Annotated in this window: 7 protein-coding genes; 1 reads left to right on the forward strand and 6 read right to left on the reverse strand. The window is 44.5% G+C overall.

Annotated features, from left to right (window positions below):
* The first annotated feature begins 41 nt into the window (after window positions 1–41).
* Window positions 42–1256 (forward strand): hypothetical protein, encoded by a 1215-nt coding sequence (locus QVO88_RS07735; RefSeq protein ID WP_022287924.1) that lies wholly within the window; start codon window positions 42–44, stop codon window positions 1254–1256.
* A 52-nt stretch (window positions 1257–1308) separates the two neighbouring features.
* Here the strand turns inward: QVO88_RS07735 and QVO88_RS07740 are convergent, their stop codons facing one another.
* From QVO88_RS07740 to QVO88_RS07765, 6 genes are all read right to left on the reverse strand, one after another.
* Entirely contained in the window at window positions 1309–2145 is an 837-nt protein-coding gene (locus QVO88_RS07740) for a prephenate dehydrogenase (RefSeq protein WP_022287925.1), read from the reverse strand.
* Window positions 2146–2241: 96 nt separating this feature from the next.
* The gene (locus QVO88_RS07745) at window positions 2242–3531 is read right to left on the reverse strand and encodes a Sapep family Mn(2+)-dependent dipeptidase (RefSeq protein WP_022287926.1); all 1290 of its coding nucleotides are present in this window, start codon (window positions 3529–3531) and stop codon (window positions 2242–2244) included.
* Window positions 3532–3533: 2 nt separating this feature from the next.
* Entirely contained in the window at window positions 3534–4391 is an 858-nt protein-coding gene (locus tag QVO88_RS07750) for a metallophosphoesterase (RefSeq protein WP_022287927.1), read from the reverse strand.
* 15 nt (window positions 4392–4406) lie between these two features.
* The gene (locus tag QVO88_RS07755) at window positions 4407–5255 is read right to left on the reverse strand and encodes a patatin family protein (protein WP_022287928.1); all 849 of its coding nucleotides are present in this window, start codon (window positions 5253–5255) and stop codon (window positions 4407–4409) included.
* 115 nt (window positions 5256–5370) lie between these two features.
* On the reverse strand, window positions 5371–5889 hold the full coding sequence (locus QVO88_RS07760) for a hypothetical protein (protein ID WP_022287929.1): 519 nt from the start codon (window positions 5887–5889) through the stop codon (window positions 5371–5373).
* A 14-nt stretch (window positions 5890–5903) separates the two neighbouring features.
* Window positions 5904–6315 (reverse strand): hypothetical protein (locus tag QVO88_RS07765; RefSeq protein WP_288177889.1); only part of this gene is annotated, 412 nt, incomplete at its 5' end.

A 6315-nucleotide genomic window follows, 5' to 3' on the forward strand; every position in this document is an offset into this window, starting at 1 on the left:
AGCCCTTGTTTACGTCAAAAACAATATCAGGAGAGTAAATAATGGATTTCAAAAAAGTAACAGTGGGATTTTTTGCAGCGGTCATGGCAATGACCTCAGTGTGTTTCGCTGATCCCGAAACGCCTGTGACAACCGATGTGCCAGCCACAGATCCTGTACCGGAAACAACCACTACCGCTCAGCCTCAGCGGGAGGACGCTGAAACGACTACAACTATCACAGCTCAGACATGGGAAACCACCACATGGGGAACTACCACATCTTATTCCTATGTTCCGGACACTCCGACTTCTACGCCGACAGTTGTAAAGCTTGTGGTCAGCGAGGTAAAGGATAAAAAGTTCACAGCGAAAATAAATATCCAGTGCGACCACCTTATCTCAAACGCCTCTATCTCCGTGGGCTATGACGATAGCCTTGTAGAGTTTGAAAAGTGCGAAACCAATGATAAAGCAGGTGGCATGGCAGTAGACAATGCCTTTGCAGGTAAGTTTGTATATAACTATGTGAACGCAGACGGCACAGACTTTGACGGTGATTATGCGACCCTCCATTTCAAAGTCGCAGACGAAAAGCTCACCTCAACAGTGCTTTATCTCACAGTAAATTCCCTTGATGACGAAAACCTCAATGCCATATCAAATCAGGTAGAGAACGGTATCGTCAAGTATCAGGACGCTGCAGACGTTCAGCAGGACGACAGCGATTATATCGAAATAGACGTTGACTATTCCAAGTATCCTATCGCTCCCGAGGATATAGGACTTACAGATGTTGACAGCGTAACAGTAGCCAACGGCGAGGTGCTTATATTCGAGGACGGCAAGTTCCAGACCCTCAGCACAGGCGAAACAAAGATAGATATTGTTTATAAGGACGGCTCAGTAGGGCATTTTAAAATAGTGATAAAAGAACCTGAAGCCGTGAAGCTTGAAAGCTCAGAGGCAGAAGCGACCTCAAAAGCCGCAAGTCCGGTATCGGAAGAAAAGAGCGGTTCATCAATGGGCGTTATTATTGGCGTGGTCTGCGTTTTGTGCGTAGCTCTTATTGCCGCTGAGTATCTTATGATAGTGAAAAACAAAACAGTGGGCGACAATAAGTCAGCCAACAAGGATAATGATAAAGATATCCACGATACAGACGAAAGCGACGATACCAATTTGTCCGAGCCTGACGAACCTGACGAAAATGAAGAGCAGGAAGAAACTGATAATACAGACGACGATACAGACACAGATAAAGAAACAGAAGAATAAACAAAAAGCGGTGCAGAAAATTGTGAACTCTGACACCGCTTTATTTTCTTATTCAGCTATTATTAGACAATTCCTTAAGCTCTCGACCCTCTTTAAGCAGGTCATGCAACCTTTGAGCGTCATTATTTGCAATAGCATCACGATACTCCGTTAATCTTGCGATTATATGCTCTATCTCGTCCACCAGTGGACCACGGTTCATAAGGAAAAGCTCCGTCCACATATCTTCGTTGAGTTTAGCCACTCTCGTAAGGTCTTTGAATGATCCTGCTGAAAAACCTGCCTGCTTTAAAAGACTAGGGCTTTTTACATATGAACTTGAAACAACGTGAGCAAGCTGAGAAGTGAACGCAATAACGCTGTCATGCTCCTCAACGTTTGATACAACGACCTTTGCAAAACCTATGTTGTATGCAAGCCTTGATATCTCCTGCACCACCCTCATAGGCGTTCTGTCAGTAGGTGTCATTATAAAGCTTGCTTTCTCAAAAAGATTGTCCACCGAGTATGCAAAACCCGAAAATTCACGTCCTGCCATAGGGTGACAGCCGAGAAAGTTTACGCCGTTTTCAATGCAAACGCCCTCTACCGCTCTGACTATCACGCCCTTTACTCCACAAGTGTCAAGAACGATACCGCCCTTTTTGAACTTGCCTGCATTCTCCGTGATAAATTTTATGGTAGCCTCAGGGTGAAGTCCCACGATAACAACGTCACAGCCTGCAAGGTCGTCAATGGCCATTTCACCGTCGATAGCCTCCTGAGCCAGCGCCCCTGCTATCGTTCCCCTGTCAATATCTATACCGAAACAGCTCTCATGAGTGTTCTTCTTTATTGCCTTGGCAAGCGAACCGCCTATAAGTCCAAGTCCAACTATACAAATCTTCATTGTCCGTCATGCTCCTTTTGCTTTTACGCTTTTAAGCTTTTATGTAATAAAGTATATCACTAAAATTACACTTTGTCAAGAGCCATGCACACCCAATTATTCACCGCAAAGCTCTGCAATAGCATTAGCGTACATATTCAGATTTATTTTGAAAGTTTCCATGGAAATATGCTCGTCAGCTCCGTGCATATTGTTGTTTTCCTCAGGGAATTCCGCACCGAACGCAACACCGCCCTTTGTGTTGTGAACGTAGGTTATTCCGCCCTCAGCGATACATTTTCCCTTTTCGCCCTTGATCTTTTCGTATACCCTTAACAAGGTCTGAACGAACTCACTGTTTTCGTCCACATAATGTGGCTCCATGCCGTCAAGCTCGTCCACCTTGAAGCCCTTGCTTTCAAGTGCCGAAGTTATGATACCGCTTATCTCAGCAAGCGTCTTGTCAATAGGGAAGCGTATGTCGATACCGCCATGAAGTCTGCCACCCTCAGTTTTAAGGATAGTCAGCGCACAGGTCATCTCGCCTGATACATTGTCTGAAAAACCAAGTCCGCAGGACTTTCCGTTGCATTCTCCGTGTGGGAAAAGCTCAGCCAACCCACCAAGGAGAGCATTTTCATTTTTGTATTCTGCCACAAATTTTGTTACCGCATTGTCGCCGTTTTCAGGTCTTGACCCGTGTGAGGATTTTCCTCTGATGACCTTCTCACTGTCGTCGGCAAACTTCACAATGCACTTGTCCGGGATAGCATTTATAACGCTTCCACCCTTTATCTCAGCTATCTTATCGTCTGAAAATTCAGCAGAGAATGTAAGATGCACCATGCCCTTTTCGCAGTTGAGTACAGGAAAAGAGCCGTCGGGGGTGAACACCATTTCAGGGAAAGGCTGTTTGCTTTCATAATATTCCATGTCCTCACAGCCGCCCTCTTCATTGCCACCGAAAATAACACGGAAGTTCTTTTTTATAGGAATATTAAGCTCTTTGATAGCCTTTACAGCCCACAGCACCGCAACGCTCGGACCTTTGTCGTCAATTGTTCCTCTGCCGAAAAGCTTTCCGTCAGCTTTAGTCAGCTTGAAAGGCGGATAGCTCCAGCCCTCGCCTGTGGGAACAGTGTCAAGATGTGAAAGCACAGCAAGCTTACATTCCCCATTTTGGTAAAAATCACCGTGAACAGCATAGCCGTCAAAGTCCTTTGTTGTCATGCCGAGCTTTTCAAGATAAGCCTTTCCCCAGTCAAGAGCCTTGCGAGAACCCTCGCCAAATGGCTTAACAGGGGCGTTTATGTCACCAACGCTCTCGATAGAGATTATCTCGTCTAGGTCACGAAGTATCTCGTCCATGTGCTTGTCAAAATATTCTGCAAATTGTTTCTGATACATATTTATTCCTGCCTTTCAAGTGTGCAAATCATTATTTCCGAGGGATTATTCAGCCTGAATTTACCAAGTCCTGCCGTAACAACAAGCTTTGCCGATCCCTGTTCAGTGTCAAGCTCGTAAATCCCCTTTGTGTATCGTGGAAAGAATTTCCGTTCGGGAGAAAGTATTCCGCCAATAAAAGGCAATCTTATAACTCCCCCATGACAGTGACCCGAAAACGTCACATCTGCTCCCCAGTCCGCATAAGCACGGAAAGCCAGCGGTGTGTGCGAAAGCAAAAAGTTACACTCGCTTCTGTCAGGCTCGCCTAAAAGCTTTGTAAGCTCGTCCTTTGTAATCTGCGGCAGGTCGTGATGTGAAAAATCTTCGTTGCGGTAAAATCTTTGGGGAAGCTGAGTGCCGTATATATTGATGTGATCCTCGCCTATTTTTATCTGCTCCATGTTGTTTCTCAGAATGTGTACTCCACATTCGGTGAGTTTCAAAGCAAGGGCTTCGGCATTGTCCATGTTGTCAGTTTCATGGTTACCGAAAATATAATAGGTCGGTGCAATATGTTTTAGCCTTTTCATAAGGGCAAGCTTCGGTATCATGTCCGTTTCGTCACGGCTGTAAAGATCACCTGCAAAGAAAATAAAGTCAGGCTCGGCGGCAATACAGGAATTTACCAGATTGTTGAAATTGTCCCCGTAACGCTTCTTGTGAAGATCTGCAAGAAGAAGTATCTTTTTACCAACAAAATTCTTAGGGAGCTTTGATACCTTCAGTTCGTATTTGTTCACCCTTAGCTGTCTGTTTGAAATAAGCATATAACCGCCCAGAAATGCGGCGGCAGCAAAAAGCGGCAGCTTGTATGACATTTTATTACCTCATTCCTACTTGCAAAGATATTTTTTCAGATCGTCCATTGCCCATTTTGCGTGGTTGTAGCCGTAATCGTAGAGCCTTCTCAGCTTTACAGGGTCGCCCTCTGTTCTTCCCACACCGAAAGTGGTCTTTGGTGTGAAAACAAAGACTTTTCCCTCCGCTTTAAGCTCCATAAGCTCTGCGATACATTTGTTGTATCTCTCGGCTCTTGTGGCAATGGCTTCGGCAAACTCAGGGTGCTTGTGATAATATTTTATGGCAAGCTTTGTGGCAGGCTCCTGGGTCTTAACATAGCCCTTTGGTCGTGTCAGCACAACGATATTTTTGTCACAGCCTGCTTTTATTGCCTGCAAATATGGTATTGAATCTGATATACCGCCGTCCATATATTTTTCTCCGTTTATCTCTATCTCAGGGAAAAGCAGAGGAAGTGCACAGGTGGCTCTAAGCAAATTCCAGTGGGTGTCATCTTTTGGCACGTCCATGTACTCAGCCTTGCCGTTTTTTACGTTTGTAACAACTGCACAAAATCTGCCCTTGAAATTTCTGTAGGCTTCATAATCAAAAGGAAGCTCAACATTAGGCACAACATTGTAGGCATAATCAAGGTTATAGTAGCATCGGTTTTTCGGGTCGATAAGATGTCTTGCTCCCATGTATTTCTTTGTTCCCATGAACTCAGTTGCAAGGCGGAGATTTCTGCCTATCTGCCCTGAGCAGTAAGAAACGCCGAAAGCTGCTCCTGCCGAAACGCCTATAACATAGTCGGCTATTATTTTATCCTCCAGCAGAGCGTCCATTATTCCGCAGGAATAGACCGTTCTGCTGGCTCCGCCCTCTAAAGTAAGTCCAAGCATGATATTACCTCTGTTTCTGAAAAGAGGACGGCTTGACCGTCCCCAATTTTATTTTATATCTGTATCCTTTAAAATTATGCAGAAAACGGGCGAAGGATGTTCGCCCCTACAGTTTTTATCTTACGGCTTCAGATGTTGTATCTGCCATGCTGTTATCCAAAGCTGAATTGTCAAGAACTGTTTCTGTGAACTCTCTGCCGTCGTCGGTAAGAGCCTTTTTCAAGTCATCCATAGCGTTCTTTGTTGCGTTGTCGTCTGTTATCCTTACGATAACATTGTCGCTCATAAGCTTCACTGTGGAAACAAGACTTTTAAGATCTACCACACGCTCATCGATTATATAAGTGCTTCCTGAAACTTTGATGTCATAAAATTCCTTTGGCACTGCTGTTGTTGTGGTAGTAACGGAAGTTTCATTGGAGGAAGCACTTACGTCCTTGCCGTCCCCTGAGCCTTCGCCTTTTCCACCGCCTAGTCCAAGTCCGAGATACTGCATTATAAGAATAAGCGCCGCAATGATAATGACGATCAGCATGATACTAAGAAGCTTTTTCTTCTTTTTCTTTTTCTGCTTTTGTCTTTGTTTTTCAAGGTCACTGCGGTAGAGCTTTTCAACATCGTTCTGAATACTCATTTTTATTGTCCTTTCTATTTGGAAGTGTTTATGTATGTAAAGTAAACATTTTCGTATTTGTCTGACACAGCCTGCACAGCGTTTTCAACTATTCTCATGTTACGGTAAAGCACAGCGTCACCGTCATAGACCACTGCCGCAAGCATTACTTCACCGTCTGCCGCACCCAGTCCTTCAAAAAGAGATATGAGCCTGCCTGAGATATCTTCATCAGGGGTCACGGTCATAATATCCTCATCATTTCGGGAAATATACAGCTTGTCAGTGCCGTTTTCATTTCGCATATCAAGTGAGATAAGCATACCCTGAGTGTAGCCGTCAAGCGCCTGCTGATTTTTTGCGGCATTGCTGTTAATGCTCTCAGCCTTTTTATAGGCTTCGTCTATCTGCTTTTGCATATCCTCACGGAGATTTTTTAACTCGTCA

This window comes from Ruminococcus sp. CAG:57, from assembly GCF_000435935.1.
Classification (GTDB): Bacteria; Bacillota; Clostridia; order Oscillospirales; family Ruminococcaceae; genus Hominimerdicola; species Hominimerdicola aceti.

Bases quoted from the DNA above. Each gene is read 5' to 3' on its own strand.
- QVO88_RS07735 (WP_022287924.1), top strand. From the start codon at position 42: ATGGATTTCAAAAAAGTAACAGTGGGATTTTTTGCAGCGGTCATGGCA.
- QVO88_RS07750 (WP_022287927.1), bottom strand. From the start codon at position 4,391: ATGTCATACAAGCTGCCGCTTTTTGCTGCCGCCGCATTTCTGGGCGGT.
- QVO88_RS07745 (WP_022287926.1), bottom strand. From the start codon at position 3,531: ATGTATCAGAAACAATTTGCAGAATATTTTGACAAGCACATGGACGAG.
- QVO88_RS07760 (WP_022287929.1), bottom strand. From the start codon at position 5,889: ATGAGTATTCAGAACGATGTTGAAAAGCTCTACCGCAGTGACCTTGAA.
- QVO88_RS07755 (WP_022287928.1), bottom strand. From the start codon at position 5,255: ATGCTTGGACTTACTTTAGAGGGCGGAGCCAGCAGAACGGTCTATTCC.
- QVO88_RS07740 (WP_022287925.1), bottom strand. From the start codon at position 2,145: ATGAAGATTTGTATAGTTGGACTTGGACTTATAGGCGGTTCGCTTGCC.